Here is a 23995-nt window from a genome sequence, read left to right on the forward strand (position 1 = left end):
AGTCCTATTAGCGGTTCAAGACCCGCTTCAACAGCTTCTTCCCTTGCTGGATCACATTCCGGGCAACAAGCTGGGGACTTACATACTTCTCGAAGTACTCATTGCTTTGAGCAAACGGATTATCCACACGGTACGGGAGCTCCGGCACGTCACGGAAGACGATGCGGGAATTGCGCTTGATCGTCTCGCCGCTCTGAAACTGGTCATAAGACCACTGCACCTTGCCAAGTCTCGATTGATCCGCCTCTTCCAACTGCTTGACATAGTTGTCCCGCAAATGATAGACACAGTTGGTCCTGTCAGGAACATACTTCCTGATCATGCCCTCATTCGCGCCTGAATCGAATCCGGAATAGTGAAAAAACCGCAATTTCTCCCCGTTCACCCGGTATGAATCAGAGAAAACAAGCTTGCGCTTGGATAAATTCCAGGGAGCAACATTATACCCTGGGTGCTTCAATATATGAACATCGAAATAGCACGGCGCCAGATCAATCCACTTCTGGTCGGTGAATATTCCTCTCGGGATATCGTCATAGCAGAACATGGACAACCGGCTGGCCCACCATGCCGCGAAACGCTCGGCTTCCTCCGATCTGGAAATAGCCAGAAAACCCAGGTTGAACACCCCGTGCTGCAGCGCGCTAAGCTCGTTGTCCATAACAGCGTCCATCATATCCTCCGGCTGGCATAGATGTGGCGTCAGCACAATCGCATGTTCATGCAGAGCCTCCTTCAACTCGGCAAGCTCATCATATACTTCAATATCCGGGTCCAAATAAACAAATTGATTCTCATCGGCATAATGCTTCAGCAAGTAAATGAATAGCTGCCCTTTAACTGACGTGGCCGCCTCGACAATAGAGTGCTTGAATATAAATTTGTCAAAATGCTCGAAACCGAGATCTTTAGCCAGCACGACCTCATCAAAAAAAGGATACGCCGTGGCCGCAGGGTGGATCTCCCGCTCAAGCAAACAAACGATGACACGAGCATCCGGATTCGTTCTTTTAACAGATTTTGCCAACACCATTGCTTTGGGCAAATAGTTGGCACAAATCGATGTCGTAATAATCATAATGAGAGCTCCTCTAAATCAAATGATAAGTGATTGTATTCCAGCACGTAGCGCGCTCGATCCCCCGACACATAGCATAGGACTTCCCCTGCATCGAATAGAAACGCCCGTAATTGCTCTTCACTTTGCAGCACCTTGCCAAGCTCAGGATGCGCATGGATGGTAGCCGCAATATTCCCGCTTAGAGGCGAGGTGAGCACAGGAACCCCTGCAGCAATGGATTCCTGAAGCGTATACGAATAGCTCTCCGGCACAATCGACCAGAGCAGGACCAGATCGATGTCATGCTTGGCGAGCAGATCAGGCGCTGCCATCTTGCCGTCTTCAATAAAAGAATACGAATGCATGACAACGTGATCGGAATAATTCTCCTGGGAGCCAACATGATGAAATTCATATAACTGCCCCAGCTCTTTATCCTTGTACAGACTCTCCCATAGCTGCCAGCCCTTATTGTCCATTTTATAACCCAGATAAGCGAGCCTTATTTTCCGCTGAACAGGCTTTGGCTTGTGGATGATGGATTGCTCGGTGAAATTCAAGTGTCCCTTGATCGTTAATTTATGAACCATATCGCCATACACAGCGGCAACCGTCTCTTTGACAATATTAGACGGTACTACAATATGATCCGCCTGCGCCAATACAGCCTGGATCGCCTGCCTCCATTCGGAGAGCTGCACACTGTGCCGGCAGCCGAGACAAATCGGGGCCACACCGCAAGGCGATGCTGCGATGTCGGCAATGCAAGATCTCCGCTCACTTAACTGCATCCTGCTAATCGCTGTCTTCGGTTCAAACTGCATATGGTAACTGGAGCAAAGGGTAAAAAAGTCGTGCATATAGAGGATGTGCAAGAAAGTATGCTTCTGTTGGACGCCGCTGTATAAGGCTGTGTAGTCGCTTATTTGCCAGTTCAACAAATGGTGCGTATACAGTGTCGTCAGCTGTATCTGAAGCCCAGAGAGCCACTCTACGATATCCATGATGGAATGGAAGCCTCTGAATTGCCCGTCTGCAACGACCCCATAGTAAGCGCCATTCTTCGTATCCAGCAAGGAATAGCTTTGACCTGGGAAAATCTGTATAACGCCAATATCATGGCGTGCAAGATGCAGATACTGCTCATAAATGTATTTTTCCGTGCCGCCCATCGATTCCAAATAATTAGTGTGAGAAATGACTATCGCGTACTTCTTATCAATTAATTTGCCTGGCAAGCCATCGGATCGATTGCGTCTGTTCTGCTGGACGGCATACCATTGTAGCGTGCTTTTGGCCAATCTCTTCGCACTTCGTTTGGATCGTCTTGCCACATCCCCGAGCCATCTCAAAGGTATCGTAGCTCTCCACGACAACGACGCTGAATATAAAGCAATCTCCCGGCGATAGCGTTCGATTTCTTGATCCCTCTGCCTATGCAGGAGCAGCTCATTCATCAGAAGCTTGTCCTTTGCCTGCAATTGATCCTGCAGCTCCGCAATTTCAACCTTTCTGCTCTGCAGCTGCCGGTTAAGATGCTTGTGCTCTGCATCAAGCGTATCCTTATCGCGACAGAGCAGCTCCAGCGTCTCAAGCTGCTTCTCAAGCTGATCGGCAACCAGGCGGATCGTCTCTTCCTGGGCTGCATTAGCAATTTGAAGATGCTCCACTTGCATTCCCAGACGCTTCTCAGCCTGATCGGCAGCCAAGCGAAGCGCTTCCTGCTCCCCATCAGCTCTTTGGAGCCCCCTGATTTGCTGCAGCAGTCTCTTAATCACCTCTTCATCAATCTGAAACGAGTGATCGATGTCGATCAGCAAGGTGGCACTTCCTTGCAGCAGCGGCAAGTTCTTTATGAACAACTGGGGGTCAGGCCCAATACTAATTCCTACCGCCTTATTCGCTCCCGCATCATAGTCATGCAACACGAGACAGTTAACATATGCCAGGTTACCGCTCTTCAGCAGGTCTACCTCTACTTCTCCTTGTACAAGCAGCAACCGGGAAAATTGAATATACGGAAGTTCTTGAATGAAGTTTATCCGCAGAGCTGATCCAATTTCCTCCTTGATCTCAACCTGGTAGGAAGCCATTGTCCCGGAAGCGCTGACTGTAATGTACGTCGACTTCTCTTCCGTAAACTGCGCGTCGGCCCCCGCCCAGTAGATTTGCATGCGATAAGCCCGCTTATGGTTCAATAGTTGAGCGGATTGGATCAAGCTCTCATATGTGCTGCGTACCGTTTCATGAAGCATCTCACCATTTAACTCGTTCTGATCTTTCTCCCCGCTCAATCCTATTTGATAAATATGTTTAACGATGGAAGGAACCGATTGCATCTGCAGCATATCACTTGTCCCAAAAGTGCCATGCCTTAATGTGCGGTCAGGCAAGGAACTCATTCTATCCCGAACCTCTTCATCGAATGGGATATTCAGAAAATCGCTGATGATTTTGCCCGTTTCGACAGGCTGCTCAAGCATATGGTCATAGCTGACAATGATTCGTTTCTCATCCTGAGTATGGTATAGACTGGACAAGACGTACAGTGTCCAAAGGGCAAGAGACTTCTCATTGGTAAACCGGTCCCGCCTGTGAAGAGAGGCTGCTACATTAAGCGGATTACGCAAACATACTATATAAGAAGGGACAATATTCAATTCTTCCAAGACAGGTTTCCACAGCGGCAGCAATAGACAGGTGCGCGGGTCCTTGAACCCCCATATTGTGCGCTGCGAGAAATCCCGCGAAATAATAGCCTTCAGCTGCTCGCGGCTCGCAGCCGCTTCTTCAGACTGCCACCATTCTGCAGGCAATGGTTCTGTTGTATCCCAGGAAGAAGACAGGCTGGCCAGCAGCTTCTCATGGATATCCACGATCTCCGCATGCTCCCAGAAACCCTCAGGATTGTCCTCGCGCGGACCGATCATCTGCCCCTCAGAGCCCAAATAAACACCCAGCGATCTCACTGTCTTCGCCAGTAAGGAAGTGCCGCTTCTATGCATGCCTAGAATAATGATTGCGTTAGTATTCATCGTTGTACCTCAGTCACTTATTAATTACTGCTTCAACGCAGTGAATCATCATGTTAGCTTTCTTAGTATGTAGTATATCTCCTTCATTTCGAAACCGACAAATAAATTGGCTCTTAATGATTCAAGATTATTCGACGAAACCCTTGTAGTAATTTTTGTGTACCCTTCCTTAGCCAGCCAGCTGCAGATTTCCTCCAAGAAGCTTGGCCCAATCGCTCTTCTTCTGGCGTTTTTGTATACACTGGCCAATACCGCATGGATGGTCTTATCTTTTCGTTTCGTGAAATAGAAAAAACCGACCTTATTCGACTTTAATATCGCCTCAATGATCAGAGCGTTTCCACTGAGAAACCCGTCCCTGATCCAATTGATATAACGCTTGTGCGCGATGCCATTACCTAATACAGGATCAAGCGACACTCTATCGGTTACAAAAAGATCTTCATCAATATTAGATAGCAGCGCTTCCAAATGTTCTCGTGTATCTACCGTTTGGAATCGAATATGATCAGCAATCGCTTTAGTGAATCTTGAAGGCTCTGCGAGCTTCTTTAAATTCATGCTCATTTCCATTTGAGTTTCCATAAATCTAAACCCGGATGCCTCAAGACCATGGACGAGATCCAGTCTGTGCTTAGGCACTTTAGCTACAATATATTCATAATTTGCGCAATCATCCTCAAGGGCAGCCAGACAATCGGAGGAATCGTCCGCATCCATTTCGACTTCCAGAACCCTTTTGTCAAAATTCCGTTGTTCCCAATATGCATCTATCCTTTTCATCGCATGGCTCCTTCGCACTTCTTCACAGCTGTAAAATGTGGCCATCTCCGTTCATCTCGTTGCCGTATCTACCCGGCGCAGCACAGTATAATTCGGAGGCAGCGCTTCTACCGCTATCGCCTCGTAATCGTTATTCAGGTATTCCCACAGGATCGGGTGTGTATTCCGAAAGCGCAGTTCGTCTCTTCCATCCAACGCATTATCGCCGAGAATAACCAAGGCAGCATTCTTCTGATTTAATTCTTCAATCTGCTCACGCTGCCTCTCTTCGGTTTCCGGGAACAGCAGATAAATATCCCGCAGGGGCGACTTCAGATCCAATATGGGGTACAACGTTGGCGTATGAGGCGCAATAAAGAGAGTCTCATCTCCCTTGAGATATTGAGCTTTGATATCCTGTACGGTTCGAATAAAGTTAGCACTATATGCATCTATCGATAAATCATTATTCGTTAGCGTGAACTTCACGAAAGCATTCGGAGGTGCCTGTATGAGCTGATATAACGGCTGAACCTTGCCCACAGACAAGAATGAGACAGCCAACATGGCTGTCATACATAGGGTAATTCTAACCCTGCTAAGCTTGAAATACTGTAAAGCCCAGAAACAAGCCCCCAGCAGCAGGGGGTAAATACCTTGTGCCAAGTGTCCTAGATCGGCTCGTGAATAAGCGACATAAGCATAAGGAAGACCTGCGAATGCCGAAGCGGCAAGATACAGGTTTGTCTTTTTTGAAGCAAAACTATGGATGATTCCTGCTGCCGGAAAAAGGAGTACAAGGAGAAATAAGAAGCCGACAATAAGACCGCTTACAATATCCATCGCTTGCAGTTGCCCAAAGTCAACTCTCCATGGCCATGGAATCGGGAGAGGAATATTGGTGTTGCCTAACCGGAATAGCCAGATGATCATCTCCACATAGCGCTTCAAAAATCCAGGAACAAAAGCAAACATAAGAAGCATCGGAGAATAACCGATCAAGATGCCAATTGCTACTCCGCCCATTTTTTTAATGGGATTCGTTCTGTCTATTTTGAAGAAGATGTACAAGGACGCAAGAGCAACGGAGACAGCTGAATACAAGCCATGATTAATGCCGAAAAAAGCGGCAAGACCTACAGCCATTCCGCTCCATACATATCGCACAGGCTTAGGCTTGTCCAACAAGAGAATAATTATAGACACCGCAATCATGCTGATGCTGATATCGAACATTTTGTGCCTGGGGTATACCCATACCATCAAGAGAGTCCCTATGACGAATAAGTATCCCCAGGACTTCGTTACTCGCCTTACAGCGAGCAAAGCACATGTCAGTCCAATCCATAGAAATAGGAGAGCAGCAATCCTAAGCGTGATTATATCGGTGTTCCCGAAGATCTTAAACCAGAGAGCTGCCCAATAATATCTACCCGGATCATAGGACTGGAAATCCAGGAGCGGCACTTCTCCAATAGAGGTATGAGCTGCACCGTACCAGAGAAAGCCTTCATCCGCTAAGTTAATACCAACATGGCCCTGTATCATAAACATTATTCCTATCAAGACAAACGAGAAACCGCTCACATAGATCCAGTCCGGGATCCCTTTCATAGCTGCACATCCTAGGTAAAAGATTAATAAATTAAATTTATTATATCATTCCCTGTTACGTGATGAGCGGGTTTATGAAATGAATAAGATAATTCCTAAGCAGGTACTATAGGACCTCTAGGTTCGTACGACTCTCCTCCGTCTAGCTTGTGGTTGTCTCATGGAGCAGTTCGAGAATCCCTTCCTGCATCTCCTTCTTGAGGACAGGTGCTGGAGGACGAGTAACTTTACCCCGCTCAATATAAATACCGCTCTGCTCGCCGAATTTGCGATCCATTGCTGCATCATAGATACGTCTTGCTCCTATTTCAGGCAGAGCAAAGAACCGTCGAAACATTCTAAACCACCCAGGCACCCCTTGATTCGTTGACATTGCAGTTTGATTCGGTCCTGGATCAACGATACGCAGCAGAATCCCCTCCTTAGCAAACGATGCCGCCATTGCAAAAAAGGCAGTCGCAGTAGCGAGCTTTGATTGTGCGTAAGGTGCGAATTTTTTGAACTTCCCGGGATTGCGAAGTCTATCCAGTTCAAGCTTTCGTACCATCTTCATCGCGCTTGATCCAACAACAATAACAATTGCACGCTTAGCGGCAGCCAATTGGGGGCGCAATAACATCGTTAGAAGATAGGGAGCTACCGTGTTAACCTCATAATGAACATCATTACCTTGTGAAGAAATCTGCAGACGATCGAGTACAACACCTGCATTATTCACAAGCAGATCAATTCGTGAATACTGATCGGATACCTTCCTCGCGGCATCTCGTATCGCCGCTTGATTCGATAAATCAGCGGTTATCGAGCTAATCGTTATCAATGGCGCAAGCGCGCTCAACTCCTGAATCTGGATCAAAGTCTTTGCAGCGTCCCTATTTATAAGAACCAAATTGAAGCCGTCTGCGGCAAGCAGCTTGCATAACTCAGTACCAAGTCCGGAATACGACGCCGTTACAACAGCTATTTTTCTTTCCGCTTTATCGATGACTGACACCATGTTTCCACATCCTTCTCTGTTATTTGAAATACAGCAAGCAACGAAATGAAGACGGTTCACCTCCTTTATAATTGAACGATCGTTCCATTATGGGCAAAAAAATAGCCTCTCCTTTATAAAAAGACAGGCTCACATTAAAAAATTCTTAACGCAACTTGAATCGCGGATCTTATGAAATCTGGTGGAAGATTGGTCTTCGCGAGGGTCGCAACCCCCACAAAAGAGCTTGTTAAATATTGAGCTGTCTTACGGCAATCAAGCTCAGGGGGAACTTCATTCTTAATCTTTCCTTGTTCCAGAAATAGCGCAAATGCCTGCTCCAACGACAGGAAATTATTCGTAACAACTTCCGCGACCAGTGAATCGTGGAGACTCAACTCGCTAGCTGTATTGACCATCAAGCAGCCCCAGCTTTTCTGATCTTCATGAAGGCGGTCAATTACATTGTGAAACAATTGCATCAAAGTAGAATAGACGGGAGTATTTTGCGACAAGGCCCAAAGAACTTGGGACATATACACTTCGCTGTATCTGGATAAACAGGCCATAAACAACGAATGCTTGTCGCCAAAGGTATCATACATACTTCCACGATTAATTCCCATTTCCTTCAAAAGGTCATTGACTGATGTTTTTTCATAACCATGTTTCCAAAAAACCTTCATCGCCTTCTCAAGCGCATCTACAGGTTCGAATTCTTTCGTACGGACCACATTTCTCCACCTCTTGCGCTAACTATATCTTAATTGGAACGATCGGTCAATTAAATGATGAATCTTTAGCAGCCCCGTACCAAGTTGGAGCAGCAATTCCACCGCATTATGAGGATACGTTAATGATTTTTACTAATACTGGGAAGAGTAAAAAGATAGCAGGCGTTTTCTCGAATTTCCATGAAACCGGGGTGCCTGTTCACCGTACTACTTTTCTGTAAGATATGCTTCGCAATTGCATAGAGAAACCAAACTCCAAAGGGGAGTAGCTGTCACAATAAAGCCGTCAATACGAGAACCCGAATTCTCCGGCTTTATTGGCATTGCCAGTGGGGCACTGTTAGCGAGACCTTTGCCCGTAGCTGGCGAAGGTTTCTTTATGTATGGGAAGGTAAACCAATCGGGTCAAAGGGGATGAAACTATGGGAATTGAATTGTTGATGGAGTATGGCTGGGTACTGCTTGTGCTAATCGCGCTTGAGGGCTTGCTGGCAGCCGATAACGCGCTCGTACTGGCCATTATGGTGAAGCACCTGCCTGAGAAAGAACGGAAGAAGGCATTGTTCTACGGTCTGGCAGGTGCGTTCGTATTCCGATTCGCTTCGTTGTTCGTGATCTCGTTGTTAGTGGATGTGTGGCAGGTGCAGGCTATCGGGGCGTTATATCTGTTGTTTATTGCGTCCAATCATATTTTCCGCAAGCTCATCGTGAAGAAGGGTGAAGATTCCGCAGAGCGGAATGAGGGAAAGCAGAAGAAAAAGAGCGGGTTTTGGTTTACGGTTCTCAAGGTCGAGCTTGCGGATATCGCATTCGCAATCGACTCCATCCTGGCGGCTGTCGCGCTTGCGGTCGCATTGCCGGCAACAACCCTCCCGCGGATCGGCGGAATGGACGGCGGGCACTTTATCGTTATTTTCCTGGGCGGCTTTATCGGACTGCTGATCATGCGTTTCGCCGCAAATTTGTTCGTGAAGCTGCTGGAGAGCAGGCCAGCGCTGGAAGTCGCCGCTTTCTTCATCGTCGGCTGGGTCGGCGTCAAGCTGGCGGTTCACACACTCGCGCATCCGTCGCTTCATATCATCCCGCATGATTTTGCAGAATCGACCGGATGGAAGCTGACATTCTATGCGGTGCTTCTGATCATCGCCTTAACCGGATGGTTCCTGTCTGGCCGCAAGAGTAAAGAAAAGGAATCGGCCAACGCCGCATAATTTAAGGAATAGCCTTGCTCTTGGCCGGCTGTGCTGCGGGGGCCTATGCCCCCCGCCGGTTCCGGCCCGAGCTATCGCTACCCTAACCTGTGATCGACGAAGAGGGCTGCAGGCCGAGCTCTATTAAGCGCTAACCGAATCATTGTGATTGACAGCTTACTGTTCCGGCTGTGAACGTGGCGTCAATCGTCCCGTCCAAATGCAAATGCCCATGCCAACGTAAGCAAGCCCCCAGAAGAAAGCGAAATATACGTTGTCTTCCACAGGCAAGAATGCGCTGAGAAGCATGAGCACGTGCAGGCCAGCCACCCAACGAGGCAATACCTTGGCGCGAAACGTCAGCACAGCGAACAGCAGCGTGCCTCCCGACAGGCCAATCATGCTGCCCACGCCGGTAATCGCCATAATCAAGCCATCCGGCTCCGGAGCGGATGCCCCCAGGATGAACACACTGAACAACAATGCCGTTGTCAGAATGTTGCCTATCGTAATGCCGAGCACACTAATAAATCCAAGCAATCCCGTTTCCTTCGATTGCACAAGATAACCGGCAATCGAGCCGACCGCCATCAGAATGCACGCCGCATATCCAAAAGAAAGCTCCGGCACACTGTCCGTACCCCAAATAATCGCCGTCGGCGTCATGCCGATCCTCGCAATCCCCGCCAGCAAGCAGATCATCCCCAGCCATCTTAGTACTCGTAATTCATTCATTGTCATTCTCCTTATTTTTGATTGTGACTCACTTTCCTTATCCTACATGCATGGGAATCACGGGAAACAGGGCATTGAATACCCCTTTTTCCGGGAAATTCCGCTTCCCGAATTCGGGAAATCCGGGAATATGGACGAGGATTCGCAGCCTCCTCATATTCAAACCAACCTTGGGCCGCTATAATAAAAGCATGAGAAAAATCAGAGCCTATCAAGTTTTAATCGGAATATTCTTTATCATTACGGCGACCCTGTATGCGAGCTGCATTCCTCTGTATTACGACGCGCTGCTGACGCAATGCATCTCGAATGGATGCGGCGTCTCCATTCCTGCCCTGACCTTGGCACCAGGGGGACTCACCTTACAGGAAACTGCACTCCTCCTTGTAGTAATCGACTGTGCCTACACGCTGGTGTTCTATTCGGCTGCCCTGATTCTGCTGTGGAAGAGCGGCCGGGAACCGATGGGATTACTCGCTGCACTGACGATGATCGCCTTCGGCACCTCTTTTCCGTCGCTCGTCATGGTGGGATCAACGGATTCGACATTCCCGCATTATTGGTTCCTTGGGGTAGCGTCTGTGGGCTGGATCGCAATATCGCTGTTCTGCTTGCTTTTCCCGAACGGTTCATTCGTGCCCCGATGGACGAGATACGTCATGGCGCTCATAGTCATCGTGGATATTGCGAACGTCTTCTATGACGGGGACTTATGGGATGTACTTCACGTCCCTCAGTCCCTTCAGCTCGTCTGGTACTTGTCGACGACGCTGCTGCTGATCTATGCCCAGCTGCACCGCTTCAGACGGATCTCTTCGCCTGAGCAGCGCCAGCAGACCAAGTGGGTGGTCTACGGTGTTGCCATCTGTTTCGTTGGATTCGGCTTGATCAGCATACTGTTCGATCCTGCTTTCCATAACGGCAGCGCTACCTACTTCATCTATTTAAATGCGGCGCTGCACCTTTCCCTGTCCGCTCTGCCCGTTACACTTACGCTCGCCGTTCTTAGACGGAGGCTGTGGGACATTAATCCCCTTGTTAACCGGACGATTGTCTATGGCGCGCTGACCCTATGTATTGTTCTGCTATATACCGCCGTTGTGCTCTATCTCGGCAATCTGTTCGTTACCTGGAACCATTATGCCGTCTCGCTCATTGCCACGACGCTCGTCGCAGTTGTGTTCGCGCCGCTGAAGGAGTGGCTTCAACGACTGGTGAAGCGGCTGATGAAGGGCCATCATGATGATCCATATGCCGTACTGCTCGAGCTAGGCAGCCAGATGATGCAGCCGCTCGCACCTGATGCGATGCTGGCCGCGATTGCCCGTCAGGTGCAGGGCGCACTTCGTCTGCCTTATACCGCCATTGCGATGGACATCGAAGGACAAGAGACCATTCTTGCCGAAGCAGGCGAGCGCAAAGAAGGACTTGAACTGCATGCCTACCCCATTATCTATCGAGGCAAATCGATCGGCACATTGTATGTGGCGAGCCGGTCGGTTGGCGAAACGTTCTCGTCAGAGGATCATATCTTCCTGGAGGTGCTGCTTCAGCAAGCCGGGCCGATTGTGAACAATGCGGATATGCTGCAGGGGATGAGACGGCTGGCGGAAGATCTTCAGGATTCCCGCGAGCAGCTTGTACTCACCAGGGAGGAGGAGCGACGGCGAATCCGCAACAATCTGCATGATGATCTCGCACCGAGATTGGCGGCACTGGCGCTTAACGTGGCGATTGCGCGCAAATACGTCGACAAGGAGCCTGCGGTTGCCGTCGCCAAGATGGATGAGCTCGGCCAAGTCATCCGATCGACCGTTCAGGATATTCGCTCCCTGGTGAATGATCTGCGACCGCCCGCACTGGATGAGCTCGGCCTTATCGGCGCGATCCGCGCCCGGATGGACGAGATGGCGAAGCCTTCTCAGCTAAGCGCGGAAGGCACAGGAGCGAAGCCGCTGCAAATGCAGATCGATGCTCCGCTCGTACTGCCTGCGCTGCGTGCTGCGGTTGAAGTTGCCGTCTATCGGATTGTGACGGAGTCGATGGTGAACGTCGTGAAGCATGCGGACGCGACTGTCTGCCGGGTTATGCTGGCTGTGATGGAGGACAGTCGACTGCTGGTGGAAGTGACTGACGATGGTGTAGGCGTTGGCACCGTGCAGCTCCCGGCGTTGAAGAAAGTGCCCGGCGGCATTGGACTTATATCCATGCGCGAGCGGGCTGCGGAGATCGGTGGAGAGTGTGTCATTGAACGGCTGAATACCGGAGGAACGAGGGTACGCGCGTTGCTGCCTCTGCAATAGAGAAGGAGAATGAAACTGATGAGAATCGTTATAGCCGAGGATCACCCGATGTTTCGCAATGGCGTTCGAAGCTTGCTGGCGACGACTGACGATTTGGAAGTAGTCGGGGAAGCGACTGATGGCAATGAAGCGGTGAAGCTTGCCGGCGAGCTCGAGCCCGACCTCATACTGATGGATATTCGCATGCCCGGAATGAATGGCATCGAGGCAACCGAGCGGATTAGAGAGCAATATCCGGCTATCGAGGTCCTGATCCTCACCATGTATCAGGATGATCAGTCGGTCTTCACAGCAATGAGAGTCGGTGCCAAGGGCTACGTGCTGAAGGATGCGGACGAGGAGGAACTGCTGCAGTCGATTCGTATGGTGGGAAGCGGACGCGCTGTATTCAGTACGGGAATTGCAGAGCGGATCATGCATTATTTCGCCTCGCAGACCCCCCAGGTTGCGACGGGTTCCCATGGCAGTGGAGCAGAAGATGCTGGTATCGGAACATATGGACCGCTGCGAGATCCGTCCTTTACCGAGTTAACCCGGCGCGAAGCGGAGATTTTGGCACGAATCGCCGCCGGAGACACCAATGCTCAGATTGCCGCCCACCTCCACATCAGCGCCAAGACCGTTGCCAACAACGTGTCGATCATTCTGGGCAAGCTCCAAGTCAGCTCCCGGCATGAGGCAAGGAAGCTGGTCGAGCAGTCCCGGCATAGCTAGTCTTTGACTTCCGCGCACGAGCTCAATCAATATCACTAACGACGTATGCTTGTCCACGTCGTTCATTCCATAGCCGGTGAAGCTCCTGAGAACGGATTGCCAAGTCCCTGTATGGCATCGCTGTAACCGAAACTTTATCGAATTTATGTCTGAAGTGATTGCCCTGTTTCATAATTCTCATAGCTCCCAAGTAATCATCACTCAACGCCCAGACAGCTCTAGCAATATCGGCTAATATCAGTGCCCCTGAACACATCGGGCAAGGCTCGACTGTCGAATATAATGTGCATTTATTCTTATACCTGGGATCTAACAAGTTCTTTCCAGCTTGCCTGATGACATCGATTTCTGCATGGCATGTGGGGTCACTAGTAGTAAAGATTCTATTTCTTCCTTTGCTTAAAATGTTACCCTCGGGGTCAACCAATACTGCCCCTATTGGAACCGTCCCTTCTTTTAAAGCGATCTCTGCCTCATCTAGTGCAATAGTAAGAAAATACCGATCCATCTCCATAGAAATCCCCCATTCACCATATAGATAATTAATTCGATATATAGGTTGCGCCTTCCTACGCTATCCCGCCCTTTCGTATAACCTTTCTCGATCGGTAACGGAAGGGAAGCCGATTTTGAGAGGAAGGGGCTTCCTGAACGAAAAACACAAAGAGGGCTGCAACAGGCTCTTAACCTGTCACAGCCCTCCATCCCGCGTCCGACGCGGCCTGCCCGGGATTTATCCAGGCATCCGTCCGAGCTTACTGCACGTATAACCCGGCCTTGAAGGTAGTGCTGGCGTCTACACGCACGACTTGTCCTGCCGTCAAATTTAAGGTAACGATGGAAGTGCCATAGGCTACATTACTAGCAAGTAATTGATTCTGATCATCATACAGTTTAAGCGTTTGAGTCATTGCAATAGGGTAAATTTTTTGCAATGTGAAGGTATACGATCTGCTTACCGGTGCTGTAAACTCAAAGGAAACGACTCCATCTGTATATCCAATAGACTTTTTATCTCCCAATGCGATCGTTTGGGTCGTTGCAGATGCAACAGGGATAGCCGCAAACATAAATACCAGACATAACATAGCAAATGTAAATAATCTCTTCTTCATGATAAATTCCTCCTAATAGTATAATAATTGTTCCTTCAGGTCACTGGCTCTCAACCTGATACAACCCTTCATTGAACGTCCGAGCTTAATAAACAACCAAACCGGCCTTGAAGGTAGTGCTAGCGTCTATACGCACGACTTGTCCTGCCGTCAAATTCAAGTAAATTTTGGCAATACCATAGCTTACACTATTACCAAGCAATTGATTCTGATCATCGTACACATTAAGCGTTTGAGTCATTTGAACAGGCAGTAGTTTTCCCAAGCTGAAAGTATACAATTTGCTTTCCGGTGCTGTAAACTCATAGGAAACAACTCCATCTGTATACCAAATCGTCTTTTTCTCGTCGAATCCGATCGCCGGGGTCGTTGCAGACACAACAGGGACAACCGCAAACATAAGTACTAGACACAACATAGCAATTGACAATAATCTCTTCTTCACAATAAATTCCTCCTAATAATATAATGATTTTTCCTTGCATTTTACACGTTTTCTAGACCACCGCCCTTTATTTTTCATTTTTTACTACGAATGTTACGAAGTGATTGTATCAAAGGATTGAAAAAGCGTACATAGTATAAAAGACCTGTTTTATGGATATTTATGTGGTTTATTGTAATTAATATCCTATTAGTAACAAATTTTTGAAGTGAAATGGGCATCAATTTGTGTAAGTAAATTGTAAGATTTGACATTAAAAAGACCGGAGTGCTCTTTCGGAAGGTTTTCAGCCTTTTTTTGGGATTTATTTCCTTGGTAAATTGGGATGCGGACAATACTCTGCATTTGGACTTGTGTGCTCACAACTTGCTGCTGCTGGGGGATGTGGTATTGGGAACGATAGACCGACGATTCGGTGCCACGGCACTGCGAAGAGCCGGCCTTTTTAATTTATTTGCCTTGTTGAGTTAGCCGGCACGCTATCATAATCCCGAAATCCCGTCTCGTCAAGAGATAATGTGCAAATGAGCGGCATAACGAGGACTCCCCCCTTATTCTTTCGCAATAGGAATGAATCTTCGAGTATGAAGAGCGATATCGCTTTTTCCAATTCATCCGGTTTCACGTAAAATTTCCTTTAGGTCGATGTGGGGCAAGAACGCAAATGCATGGTCAGTAAGATAGAAAGGAGGACCCTATGAACAGAGTGGACAAAATCAGATTTATGCTCCTTTACGGTGACGCGCCTGAAGCCGAATGTTACGGGTACATGGAGTTGAATCAGGATGGCAATATGATCGCGCTCTACAATAAGTACGGAGAGGAAATAGACATGTATGGCGGTCATGAATTTGTCAGGGTGCGGACGCTTGGCAAATTCGATGAAGAAGACCGCGATAATTTTTATTCCTTGTTAGAAAGTGATGGTGTAGGATAATCTCGACGATAGGCTGGACTTACAACCCACAATAATAATCACAGTTCAGAGGGGAACAACGACAAACCCAAAGAGGGCTGCAACAGGTCACGGGCTCTCAACCTGTTACAGCCCTCCGTCCCGCGTCCGGCGCGGCCTCTCGGCTCCTAGATAATCCACTTGCCTTGAGGGGAGAATATTAGAGTTTGCTGCCATGCCCGGAATTTATCCAGGCATCTTTCAGCTTGCTCAATGACCTGATCTTAGAAAAAGCTAGTTTTGGCCAAATGACGAAATGAAAACTTGGTAGTTGAAGTCAGCCGGATTTTTAGGAAGAATTTTAACTTTGACAACTTGACCTGCCGTGAGGTTTAGCACCAATTGGGAATATTGGCTGCCTGCTTCATAATTATCATTCTGGCCAATCAAATTGCCGCTGGCATCATAAGCTTGAATAACGGTGTCGCGAGCGGTAGGACCATAAACAGGACCACTAGTTGTAAAGGTATATTGCTGGGAGCTAGGGGCCGTGAATGTACCGACTGCACCGATCTCAACATATTGAGATCCCAGATTAGTCAGTGTAACGTCCGAGCTTAATACAACCAAACCGGCCTTCATGGTACTGAAAGAGCTCGAAGGAACACTAGCGTCTATACGTACAACTTGTCCTGCCGTCATATTGTAGGAAGCGTGGGAGCCGCCATATTGTACACTAGAAACAATTAATTGATTCTGAGCATTATACAGCTTAAGTGATGTTGTCATTGCAAGAGGGAGCAGTTTGGACAATTTGAAGATATACACTTTGCTTTCCGGTGCTGTAAATTCATAGGAAACGACTCCGTCTGGTTGTGTAACAATCTTAGAATCGTTCAGTCCGATCGCCGGGATCGCTGCAGACGCAACAGGGATAACCGCAAACATAAATACTAGACACATGGCAAGTGCAAATAATCTCTTCTTCACAATAAATTCCTCCTAAATTTTATAATGATTTTTTCTTGCATCCTACACGTTTCCTAGATCACCGCCCTTTATTTTTCATTTTTTACTACGAATGTTACGAGGTAATTGTATCAAAGGACTTGATAGGCGTACATAGTATAAAAGCCCTGACTCAATGGATAATTACACTTTTTATTTCAATTAATAACCTATTTAAAACAAATATAGACAGTTAAAGCACGACAATTTGTGTAAGTTAATTGTAAGTTTTTACATTAAAAAGGCCGGAGCCCTCGAATGTGAGGTTTCCGGTCTTTTTAATGGCATTTATTTCCTTATACACTAAGTTTCATAAAAAGAGTTGGCAAAAAATTTTATACCATGATAGCATTCGAAATGCATCAAATACTGTTAATGAAAGGGAAGATATCCATGAATATTAATATTAAAGTTCTTCCAAGAAACCGTATTGCCTATGTTCGGCAAATGGGTCCGTACGGTCCTGCCAATGTGCAAGCAATGGAAAAGTTGAAAAAATGGGCTGGGGAGCGGAATCTCCTTACTGAATCGGCAATCATGTTTGGAATTCCACAAGATAACCCTGTAACGACTCACCCTGAAAACTGTAGATACGATGCATGCATTGTCATTCCTGAAGATTATCCGATTGATGACTCCATCTGTGAAAGTGAATTTTCTGGCGGAGAGTATGCCATTTGCTTGGTTCAACATACAGCAGAGGAGATTCAAAAAGCATGGGCTGAAATAATCCCCGCTTTACAGCACAGCCAATATCAAATTGACAACAAGCCGATTGTAGAAAGATACACAGGTGAAATGCTCGTCAATGAGTTTTGCGAAATATGTGTACCTATAAAACCGTTATAGCATTGTACTTATGACTATCAATTGACCGTGCGTCCTGCTATGGCTGGACTATGCGGGACAGAGCGCCAACAATAGGCCAAGTGAAGCAAGAGCCTCCGGAGGGTGGAGATTACGCATGAGCCAGTTTAGGTACACAAAAGGTTGGTAATTCGCCTAGCTTGCATAGTGATTTAACAAACAAGACATCCTCATCCTTGCCGAAGGGTTCAACTGCAACTTGGCCTATGAGTTGATCAGGTGTGAAATGAAATCGAATTTTCCGCGTTTGTTGCCTGGCAGCTCGTAAGATCAACGCTTCCATGTCCACAGGTTTGTCGCTAACGATATCATACAGATGCATCAATTCCCCATCATGCTCGAATACGATAATCGCATCATCAGCCCTTGAGTAATATAAGCATTCAGGAAATACGTGCAACGCGTAAAATTGAAACAACCCTTCGTTGTTCGTGATACCAAATTGTTGTGAAATAGGCCTTCGGACACGAAGCATTTGTTTCATGAAGTTCCAGTGCTCCTCTGACGAGACATCCAGTTTATCGAGCGAAAACACTTCATCCTTGTGTTGAATGGATACTTCTAAATGAAATTGATGTTCAGGCAATGAAACGAACCCGAATTTAGGGTAAAAATCCAGCGCAGTGCTGTTGGCAAATAAGAAAAACAAATCGCATGCATCTTCATAGTTATCCAATATATACTCCATCAGTTGTTTCGATAATCCCTTGCCACGATGCTCAGGATGAGTCATGACCGTTCCAATTTGGATCGCTCTTTTGCGCTCCCCATTAATAAGCAGGTCCAGCTTGCTAACGGAAGCATTAGCAATGATGCGGCCATCGGAAATGATGGAATGACAAATATAACGATCGTCCCAAGCCCCCTTTTGGTACCATTCTTCGAACTCAATACCAAATACAAGGGCGGCAAGACGATTGAAGCTTGCCCGGTACTCATCCCGATTTTTGAAATCAACACTATGTATTATCATCAAAAAATCGCTGCCCTTTCGTGGGAGAATATTAAATCTGGAGCACAACTCCACCGTTTTTTCTCGCAATCCGAATGCCTGCCAAAGTGCAGGTATTTTCGATTGCTGGCCTACTGAAGAACCGAATGCCTGCCAAAGTGCAGGGAATTTCCCGCATTTCCCCTCTATTAGCCATTTCCACCTTCTATTCCTGCACTCTCGCAGGCTTTCTGCCACCTGAGGCTTATTCAACCAGAATTCCTGTACTTTTGCAGGCTTCTTGCGCTGCCTGTCGAGTTGAAGCTTATTTGTTTTTCCAATTATAGAACATTGAATTTATTGCTGCCAGCACGCTGGATGATTTGCCCCTCGTAGCAAGTCCAAGCACTCTCTTTGTTACATGATAGAAATGAATTTGAAATATTAAAGAAATATTTTTGTAACACTACTGTAACATACAGTAAATTTGTGGTAGTATTGAGTGGGGAATGGTCATTCAAAAAAATTGGGGGAGTTCAAGATGATTAGAATGGTAAGCTTGTTGCTCGTACTCTTGCTTGGTGTGTTAGTTGCGGGATGCAGTGCCAGCGATACGGATTTGAAAGCGGATACATCGGAAGCGCCGGATGCTGCAGCCCAGCAATCTCCCGCACCTCCCGCACCTCCCGCACCGTCCGACATGTTCTTTCAGGATTACGGAACTAACCCCTATGTATCGGCAGACGACGATCAGCTGTCTACTTTCGCGATGGATGTAGATACCGGCTCTTATTCATTGGTTAGAAGCTATATCGAGAATGGGAACTTGCCGCCTCAGGAAGCGATCCGTCTGGAGGAATTCATCAATTACTTCGACTTGAATGATGAGCCGCCTAAGAATGACACGTTCGCCATCCATGTCGATGCAGGCCCTTCTCCGTTTCGGGAAGAAGGTTCACAACTCGTCCGCATTGGAATCAAAGGCAAGGAGATTGATACTGAGGATCGGAAGAGAGCCAATCTAACATTCGTTATCGACGTATCCGGCTCAATGGACCAAGACAACCGGATCGGATTAGTCAAGAAAAGCTTGGCACTGCTTGTGAATCAACTGGAGGATAACGATAGGATCGCCATTGTCGTGTATGGCTCTAACGCGCGTACGGTTCTGGAGTCTACTTCGGTTGAAGAGGAAGATGTTATTCTGAATGCTATTGATGAGCTTCAGATCGAGGGCTCGACGAATGTGGAAGAAGGGTTGCTGTTAGGCTACAAGCAAGCCAGCCATAGCTACGACAAAGAAGCCATTAACCGTGTCATTCTGTGCTCCGATGGAGTGGCCAATATCGGCGAGACCGAGGCCGAAAGCATTCTCCAAACGATTGAAACCTACGCTGGGCGGAACATTTATCTGGGCACCTTCGGGTTCGGCATGGATAATTACAATGATGTGCTTATGGAGCAATTGGCGGATCAAGGCAATGGCGCCTACGCCTATATTGACGATATAGATGAAGCGAAGAAGATTTTCCAGGAGAATCTGACAGGGACGCTGCAGACAATTGCTAAGGATGCCAAAATCCAGGTCGAATTCGATCCCCGCCAAGTGAAGGGATACCGCCTTCTCGGGTATGAGAACCGGGCAATTGCCGATGAAGATTTCCGTGACAACAAAGTCGATGGCGGGGAAGTAGGAGCCGGGCATTCCGTTACTGCGCTATATGAGATTCAATTGAAGGACAATGCGTCCAAGCAATGGGGCAAGGTTACAATCCGTTACAAGGACGTGGACAATAATAATCGATCCAAGGAGTCGGAAGCAGCGATCAGCTTGTCAGGCGAGCTGTCTGATGAAACCTTGTTTATTGCCGCTGTCGCTGAGTTCGCTAAGATTATGAAAGACAGCGAAGGCGTCGGGAAGAGCCGGCTGCAGAATGTTCTTCAGATGGCGGAGAAGTACGCTTCCAGCGAACGGCAAGAGGAGTTTATCGAATTGGTTAAGGGAGTCATTGACATTCGCGAGCAATTATAAAAGTTGAACATACACCGTCAGGACACTAGTCCACATGGCGGTGTATTCCGTTTTTCGACCTCCCATCTCCCCCACCGCCACCGAGAAGAAAGACCCAAAAGCCTGTTGCCTTAGGGCGCTCCTAAGCATTGATTATCGAACAATAATTCCGATAAGACCTACAAAAGTTGCAGCCTGATGACTCGAGATTATACACCCGTCCAAGTCTTCAGTATTTGCACTCAGTACATCAAAGTTACAATCGCTAAGATCGATTCCCTTAAGCTTTGATCCCGTCATAAAGGCTTGATCCATATTACAACGAGTAAAGAATAGTTTATGAAGGGTAGTCGTATAAAAGTCCGAACTTACTAGCGAACAATCCGTAAAACTCACCTGCTTAAAATTAGCAAAGCGAAAATTCGAATAATCGCCTAAACAGTCCAATAATCGGACATTCTGAAATCTGCCCTGAGAGAAATCAGTGCCGATCAGTTTACAATTTCTAAATTCTGTACGATGAATGAATGAACCTGCAAAATTTACATTAGAGAAATCGCAATTCTCGAAAATAACATCTGTCAATTCAGTTTGCTCTAATGACGATTCCGTAATGGTTACATTTCTAAAAATCATTTTTTCGAAGGAAACCCGGGCTGCTTCCTGATTCTCAATTGTTATGTTCTCAATCACTCGATTACTGATCTCATCTCTTGATTCAAGTGAGTAAATCGGTTCTGCGACGAGCAGCTCAATTGAGATTTTAGGCTGTTCAATCTTATTATTCATGATAACCTCCTAACCCGAAATAATCATCCCGGTTCGCTTGCTGATTTAGCTCCTTGACTGGCAAGCCACTGCATCAGTTCAGCAGCGGAACTACGTTTTGCCGCGTCCAGAGGAGTTAGTCCATCCCATACGGATATCCAGTTCAGTTCGGCACCTTGTTGGAGAAGATATTCTGCAGTCTGCCGTTGTCCTCCGTGGCAAGCGCACCAGAAGGCAACCGTTACCTTATTCGGAGGGGAAGAGCTATTAGCTCCCCATGGGTATCGCTCAGAAAGCATGTTCCCGGCAAAACAGGCCTTTATTGCGTCCAACTGCCCGAGCGCAGCCGCATGCCAGAGTGCAACCATCGCTCCGCGTTCAACCAATCTACGGGCTGCACACCATTGTGCGAACGCTACTGCATCGTCCAGCGGCGTGCCACCGGCGATCACTGCACCTGGAGCTTCGATATCGGCGCCAGCATCAAGCAGTGCGTCAAGTACTTCAATGTCATCGCAGCTCGCAGCCCAATGAAGCGGTGTCTCGGTGTGCGGTCCAGTGAACCGGGCGTTCACATCCGCACCGAACTCCACCAACACTGCAACAGCAGCCGAACCGTTTGGGAAGTGACCAGGCCAGTCGGTCGCCACATGCAACAATGTTCGAGATACTCTAGAGCCTTCGTTGCTATTGTCTCTTTCGATAATCCTTGTCGTTGCCAAACCTTGATTCTCGGCAAGCAGCCGCTTCAACGATGGAATATCGCCAGATTGGATCGCTTGAACAACAGTTACAGCCAGCATTTCATCTTCATAAATAAATTCCATATTCACCTCTCCTCCCGCTCACTCGCCGCCGCCAAATCAGTACCGCACTTATACCATACAGCAGCGCACTAACGTAGAACAATACGTTAATTGTCAAATAATCGATGACGTACCCCGCCGCCAGAATCGCACCTCCGGAAGCGGCAGTCGTCCAAAAGTGGTAATCGCCTATCGGCTTGCCTCTTTGCCCCGCCTCGGTCTTGTCAGCCAACAGCACCTTCTCGCCCATTCGCTGCATCGCATTGCACACGCCCATGACAATTTGTAAAGCAATGACAACCGAATACGACATTACCCACGGGAAACATAGCATCGCTGCCATCAAGCCCAGTGAGCTCCCCAACAAGAGCCCCCTTGCATGCCGATCCACATAACGTGACAACAACTGTGAAGCGACAGCAGAGCTGATCGTAAATACAGCGAATGCTAGTCCGTACTTAGTATAGCTGTTGCCTAAGTTTTTCAGAAATAGCAAGTAATACGGATAGATGAATCCCCCTGCAAAAGTGATGATGCTTTGTGTTCGAATCAATGTGCGTATATTCACCGTTTGTCCCCCTCAATTACGCCATACTGCTCATAAAATCCATTGTAGAACAGTTCATCCGAATCATACTCCCGCTTCAGTTGGAAGAACTTCTCCGCATCAGGATACACCGCATGCAGCTGTGCCCTTGTCGGATATCCTGCATAAGGAAGATAATAGGTGCCGTCATGTGCTATCACCTGATCGACGACCGCTCGAATTCCCTCTCCGAACCTCGCCTGCTCTTTCTCGCCTAGCGGCGCGCGGAACAGGCAGACGAGCGCGAACATGTCTTCCCTCGCATACGATAATGCCGCCTCATCATCCTGGTTCACGTACCTCACCGTAATATTGAGCAAATTCAGCTTATGGCGCTTCAGCAAGGGGCCGAAGTCCTTTAAAAAATCCGCATACTGATCCATTGGGATAAAGTACTCCTGCAAGAGATCGTTCCACCCCGGCTCCCGCGTTTCCATGAAAGCGGCGTCGGACCGCATCGCGTTATTCCGGCTGATCAACTGTCCCTCTTGTCCTTTGAACACCCCCAGTTGCATCTCCCAGAATGTATCTTTCCACGTATCGGACAGCCGATTCAGCTGGAACAAAGCTTTGGCAGGCGTGACCCACTGCTCCGCATCTTGCAGTTCGAATTCTTCTGGATCATACTCCGCTTCAGCCCCAACCTCGTAATTCACGGCATACATATCCGTCAAATACCGATCCGGCCCCACCGACACTCTCGCCAAATGCATATGAATGTTCGGATTACCGAGCACATGCTTTCGAAAATACTGCGCATAGTCATCGGCCGTCACGGTATCCACCCGAAGCCGATACATTGTATCCTCGGTCAGTGACAAGGTTACATCGAGGATGATGCCGAACAAGCCGTAGCCGCCGAGCGCGAGCGGGAACAGCTCGGAATGGCTCGATCGGCTGACATCCAGAATCCGGCCGTCGGCCATAAGCAACCGATAAGATATCACGCTCTTGATCAACGATCCATTGCGAAGATCTCGTCCATGCGCGTTAACGCTGATCGAACCGCCCACCGTAAAAATGTTCTGGGACTGCATCGTCCGAACCGCCAGTCCATAAGGCTGGACACTTCGCTGCACATCGGCCCATGTTGCGCCTGCCTGTACAGTTACCGTGCGAGCGGCAGCATTCACAGCCAGCACGCAGTTAAACGCGGTCATATCTACCACGACCGCGTCCTTGTAGTATGTATGCCCGCCTTGGCTATGTCGTTGACCTGCAATCGAGATCTTCAGATCTTGGGCAGCCGCATCGCGTACCACCTGCACCAGCTGCTCTGTCTCTCGCCCCTTGACAATACGCTTGATTGTAACGGGATGTAACCGGCTGTAATCCGTCAGAAGATAAGGATCCTGATCCGAATGGTTCGTGTAATTGTATGTAAAAGCCGACAAAGCCGCAAGCACTAACAGCACGAGCCATTTGCGCATAACCGAGCTG

General features: G+C 47.9%; 22 protein-coding genes. 6 read left to right on the forward strand and 16 right to left on the reverse strand.

Annotated features, from left to right (window positions below; genetic code table 11):
- Positions 1–7: 7 nt before the first annotated feature.
- The 6 genes from K0T92_RS12355 to K0T92_RS12380 all read right to left on the reverse strand — a co-directional run bounded on the left by K0T92_RS12355 (position 8) and on the right by K0T92_RS12380 (position 8181).
- Complete coding sequence (locus K0T92_RS12355) at positions 8–1078, reverse strand: glycosyltransferase (protein WP_219872779.1); 1071 nt, start codon at positions 1076–1078, stop codon at positions 8–10.
- Positions 1075–4095, reverse strand: a complete 3021-nt coding sequence (locus tag K0T92_RS12360; RefSeq protein ID WP_219872780.1) for a sulfotransferase family protein — start codon at positions 4093–4095, stop codon at positions 1075–1077. The genes K0T92_RS12355 and K0T92_RS12360 overlap by 4 nt, the downstream gene beginning before the upstream one ends.
- A 48-nt stretch (positions 4096–4143) precedes the next feature.
- The gene (locus K0T92_RS12365; RefSeq protein WP_219872781.1) at positions 4144–4878 is read right to left on the reverse strand and encodes a hypothetical protein; all 735 of its coding nucleotides are present in this window, start codon (positions 4876–4878) and stop codon (positions 4144–4146) included.
- A 51-nt stretch (positions 4879–4929) separates the two neighbouring features.
- The gene (locus K0T92_RS12370; RefSeq protein ID WP_219872782.1) at positions 4930–6471 is read right to left on the reverse strand and encodes a hypothetical protein; all 1542 of its coding nucleotides are present in this window, start codon (positions 6469–6471) and stop codon (positions 4930–4932) included.
- A 142-nt stretch (positions 6472–6613) separates the two neighbouring features.
- Positions 6614–7468, reverse strand: coding sequence for an SDR family NAD(P)-dependent oxidoreductase (locus K0T92_RS12375; RefSeq protein ID WP_219872783.1), 855 nt, complete (start codon positions 7466–7468; stop codon positions 6614–6616).
- A 134-nt stretch (positions 7469–7602) separates the two neighbouring features.
- Positions 7603–8181, reverse strand: coding sequence for a TetR/AcrR family transcriptional regulator (locus tag K0T92_RS12380; protein WP_219872784.1), 579 nt, complete (start codon positions 8179–8181; stop codon positions 7603–7605).
- Positions 8182–8603: 422 nt separating this feature from the next.
- Between K0T92_RS12380 and K0T92_RS12385 the strand changes: the two genes are divergently transcribed.
- A complete protein-coding gene (locus K0T92_RS12385; RefSeq protein ID WP_219872785.1) occupies positions 8604–9392 on the forward strand; it encodes a TerC family protein in 789 nt (262 codons plus the stop codon).
- A gap of 156 nt (positions 9393–9548) precedes the next feature.
- On the opposite strand, the gene K0T92_RS12390 is transcribed toward K0T92_RS12385, so the two are convergent.
- The gene (locus K0T92_RS12390) at positions 9549–10106 is read right to left on the reverse strand and encodes a hypothetical protein (RefSeq protein ID WP_219872786.1); all 558 of its coding nucleotides are present in this window, start codon (positions 10104–10106) and stop codon (positions 9549–9551) included.
- Between the two features lie 191 nt (positions 10107–10297).
- Between K0T92_RS12390 and K0T92_RS12395 the strand changes: the two genes are divergently transcribed.
- Together K0T92_RS12395 and K0T92_RS12400 are read left to right on the forward strand one after the other, a co-directional pair.
- Positions 10298–12409, forward strand: coding sequence for a histidine kinase (locus K0T92_RS12395; protein ID WP_219872787.1), 2112 nt, complete (start codon positions 10298–10300; stop codon positions 12407–12409).
- Positions 12410–12427: 18 nt separating this feature from the next.
- Positions 12428–13123 carry a response regulator gene (locus K0T92_RS12400; protein ID WP_246628110.1) on the forward strand — a complete coding sequence of 232 codons (696 nt, stop codon included), beginning with the start codon at positions 12428–12430 and terminating at the stop codon, positions 13121–13123.
- A gap of 22 nt (positions 13124–13145) precedes the next feature.
- Here K0T92_RS12400 and K0T92_RS12405 read toward each other — a convergent pair whose 3' ends face one another.
- The 3 genes from K0T92_RS12405 to K0T92_RS12415 form a co-directional block, all read right to left on the reverse strand.
- Entirely contained in the window at positions 13146–13637 is a 492-nt protein-coding gene (locus K0T92_RS12405; RefSeq protein ID WP_246628111.1) for a nucleoside deaminase, read from the reverse strand.
- A 241-nt stretch (positions 13638–13878) separates the two neighbouring features.
- Complete coding sequence (locus tag K0T92_RS12410; protein WP_219872789.1) at positions 13879–14238, reverse strand: hypothetical protein; 360 nt, start codon at positions 14236–14238, stop codon at positions 13879–13881.
- Positions 14239–14323: 85 nt separating this feature from the next.
- Complete coding sequence (locus tag K0T92_RS12415) at positions 14324–14683, reverse strand: hypothetical protein (RefSeq protein ID WP_219872790.1); 360 nt, start codon at positions 14681–14683, stop codon at positions 14324–14326.
- 697 nt (positions 14684–15380) lie between these two features.
- On the opposite strand from K0T92_RS12415, the gene K0T92_RS12420 reads away from it, so the two are divergent.
- The gene (locus tag K0T92_RS12420; protein WP_219872791.1) at positions 15381–15620 is read left to right on the forward strand and encodes a hypothetical protein; all 240 of its coding nucleotides are present in this window, start codon (positions 15381–15383) and stop codon (positions 15618–15620) included.
- A 252-nt stretch (positions 15621–15872) separates the two neighbouring features.
- Here K0T92_RS12420 and K0T92_RS12425 read toward each other — a convergent pair whose 3' ends face one another.
- Positions 15873–16568 (reverse strand): hypothetical protein, encoded by a 696-nt coding sequence (locus tag K0T92_RS12425; RefSeq protein WP_219872792.1) that lies wholly within the window; start codon positions 16566–16568, stop codon positions 15873–15875.
- Between the two features lie 411 nt (positions 16569–16979).
- Here K0T92_RS12425 and K0T92_RS12430 point away from each other — a divergent pair, with 411 nt between their 5' ends.
- Positions 16980–17435, forward strand: a complete 456-nt coding sequence (locus tag K0T92_RS12430) for an AraC family transcriptional regulator (RefSeq protein ID WP_219872793.1) — start codon at positions 16980–16982, stop codon at positions 17433–17435.
- A gap of 109 nt (positions 17436–17544) precedes the next feature.
- On the opposite strand, the gene K0T92_RS12435 is transcribed toward K0T92_RS12430, so the two are convergent.
- Entirely contained in the window at positions 17545–18657 is a 1113-nt protein-coding gene (locus K0T92_RS12435; protein WP_219872794.1) for a GNAT family N-acetyltransferase, read from the reverse strand.
- A 268-nt stretch (positions 18658–18925) separates the two neighbouring features.
- Between K0T92_RS12435 and K0T92_RS12440 the strand changes: the two genes are divergently transcribed.
- The gene (locus tag K0T92_RS12440) at positions 18926–20416 is read left to right on the forward strand and encodes a vWA domain-containing protein (RefSeq protein WP_219872795.1); all 1491 of its coding nucleotides are present in this window, start codon (positions 18926–18928) and stop codon (positions 20414–20416) included.
- A gap of 132 nt (positions 20417–20548) precedes the next feature.
- Here K0T92_RS12440 and K0T92_RS12445 read toward each other — a convergent pair whose 3' ends face one another.
- Genes K0T92_RS12445 through K0T92_RS12460 form a run of 4 tightly spaced genes read right to left on the reverse strand, consistent with a single transcriptional unit; the run spans position 20549 to position 23985 of the window.
- A complete protein-coding gene (locus K0T92_RS12445) occupies positions 20549–21184 on the reverse strand; it encodes a pentapeptide repeat-containing protein (RefSeq protein WP_219872796.1) in 636 nt (211 codons plus the stop codon).
- Positions 21185–21207: 23 nt separating this feature from the next.
- Entirely contained in the window at positions 21208–21990 is a 783-nt protein-coding gene (locus tag K0T92_RS12450; RefSeq protein ID WP_219872797.1) for an ankyrin repeat domain-containing protein, read from the reverse strand.
- Positions 21974–22537 (reverse strand): MFS transporter, encoded by a 564-nt coding sequence (locus K0T92_RS12455; protein ID WP_219872798.1) that lies wholly within the window; start codon positions 22535–22537, stop codon positions 21974–21976. The genes K0T92_RS12450 and K0T92_RS12455 overlap by 17 nt, the downstream gene beginning before the upstream one ends.
- Positions 22534–23985, reverse strand: coding sequence for an FAD-binding oxidoreductase (locus K0T92_RS12460; RefSeq protein WP_219872799.1), 1452 nt, complete (start codon positions 23983–23985; stop codon positions 22534–22536). Before K0T92_RS12460 ends, K0T92_RS12455 begins: the two co-directional genes overlap by 4 nt.
- Between the last annotated feature and the right edge of the window lie 10 nt (positions 23986–23995).

It is taken from the genome of Paenibacillus oenotherae, assembly GCF_019443105.1.
GTDB classification, from domain to species: Bacteria; Bacillota; Bacilli; order Paenibacillales; family Paenibacillaceae; genus Paenibacillus_Z; species Paenibacillus_Z oenotherae.

Excerpts from the sequence above, each read along its gene's own strand:
- K0T92_RS12405 (WP_246628111.1), bottom strand. The coding sequence starts at position 13,637 with ATGGAGATGGATCGGTATTTTCTTACTATTGCACTAGATGAGGCAGAG.
- K0T92_RS12410 (WP_219872789.1), bottom strand. The coding sequence starts at position 14,238 with ATGAAGAAGAGATTATTTACATTTGCTATGTTATGTCTGGTATTTATG.
- K0T92_RS12460 (WP_219872799.1), bottom strand. The coding sequence starts at position 23,985 with ATGCGCAAATGGCTCGTGCTGTTAGTGCTTGCGGCTTTGTCGGCTTTT.
- K0T92_RS12365 (WP_219872781.1), bottom strand. The coding sequence starts at position 4,878 with ATGAAAAGGATAGATGCATATTGGGAACAACGGAATTTTGACAAAAGG.
- K0T92_RS12385 (WP_219872785.1), top strand. The coding sequence starts at position 8,604 with ATGGGAATTGAATTGTTGATGGAGTATGGCTGGGTACTGCTTGTGCTA.
- K0T92_RS12420 (WP_219872791.1), top strand. The coding sequence starts at position 15,381 with ATGAACAGAGTGGACAAAATCAGATTTATGCTCCTTTACGGTGACGCG.
- K0T92_RS12370 (WP_219872782.1), bottom strand. The coding sequence starts at position 6,471 with ATGAAAGGGATCCCGGACTGGATCTATGTGAGCGGTTTCTCGTTTGTC.
- K0T92_RS12375 (WP_219872783.1), bottom strand. The coding sequence starts at position 7,468 with ATGGTGTCAGTCATCGATAAAGCGGAAAGAAAAATAGCTGTTGTAACG.
- K0T92_RS12430 (WP_219872793.1), top strand. The coding sequence starts at position 16,980 with ATGAATATTAATATTAAAGTTCTTCCAAGAAACCGTATTGCCTATGTT.
- K0T92_RS12445 (WP_219872796.1), bottom strand. The coding sequence starts at position 21,184 with ATGAATAATAAGATTGAACAGCCTAAAATCTCAATTGAGCTGCTCGTC.
- K0T92_RS12400 (WP_246628110.1), top strand. The coding sequence starts at position 12,428 with ATGAGAATCGTTATAGCCGAGGATCACCCGATGTTTCGCAATGGCGTT.
- K0T92_RS12395 (WP_219872787.1), top strand. The coding sequence starts at position 10,298 with ATGAGAAAAATCAGAGCCTATCAAGTTTTAATCGGAATATTCTTTATC.
- K0T92_RS12360 (WP_219872780.1), bottom strand. The coding sequence starts at position 4,095 with ATGAATACTAACGCAATCATTATTCTAGGCATGCATAGAAGCGGCACT.
- K0T92_RS12355 (WP_219872779.1), bottom strand. The coding sequence starts at position 1,078 with ATGATTATTACGACATCGATTTGTGCCAACTATTTGCCCAAAGCAATG.
- K0T92_RS12450 (WP_219872797.1), bottom strand. The coding sequence starts at position 21,990 with ATGGAATTTATTTATGAAGATGAAATGCTGGCTGTAACTGTTGTTCAA.
- K0T92_RS12440 (WP_219872795.1), top strand. The coding sequence starts at position 18,926 with ATGATTAGAATGGTAAGCTTGTTGCTCGTACTCTTGCTTGGTGTGTTA.
- K0T92_RS12390 (WP_219872786.1), bottom strand. The coding sequence starts at position 10,106 with ATGAATGAATTACGAGTACTAAGATGGCTGGGGATGATCTGCTTGCTG.